This window comes from Bacillus cereus group sp. N6 (assembly GCF_016483705.1).
In the GTDB taxonomy this organism is placed as follows: domain Bacteria; phylum Bacillota; class Bacilli; order Bacillales; family Bacillaceae_G; genus Bacillus_A; species Bacillus_A wiedmannii.
In genome coordinates, this window is sequence record NZ_JAEHBI010000223.1 from 1 (window position 1) to 419 (window position 419).

Sequence of the window (419 nt, forward strand, 5' to 3'; positions counted from 1 at the left end):
TCGTCTTTATATTTCCCTGTTGCTTCTGCTACCACTTTAGGTTCTTTCAATCCATCCTGTTGCCACTTCATGCAGCCTTCAATTGCCCAATTTAAAATTCCAGGCATTTCGAGAGAAAGCTTTTCAGGTAATCGTTTATCACGTTTATGAGACGGTAAACTTAAATTAAATGGTATTAATTTGACACGTCGCCAAATCCCTTCATCAAGACCGCCGATAATAGGTTTATGGTTAGTTGTGAAGAACACTTTAAATTCGGGAATAAATTCAAAGAACTCTTGTCTAAGGAAACGTGCTAATACTGGCTCACCGCCTGTAATTTGCTTAACGAATGAATCAGCAAGCTTTTCTCCTTCTTCGCTTTCAATCGCTGATACAAAGCGAGAACCAACTAATCTAGCGATATCGTTGTTTGCTCC

At 39.1% G+C, this 419-nt stretch carries 1 protein-coding gene; it reads right to left on the bottom strand.

Annotated features, from left to right (window positions below):
• Positions 1-419, bottom strand: a 419-nt coding sequence (locus tag JDS99_RS31045; protein WP_242475825.1) for a phage/plasmid primase, P4 family, incomplete at both ends; no start/stop codon positions are given.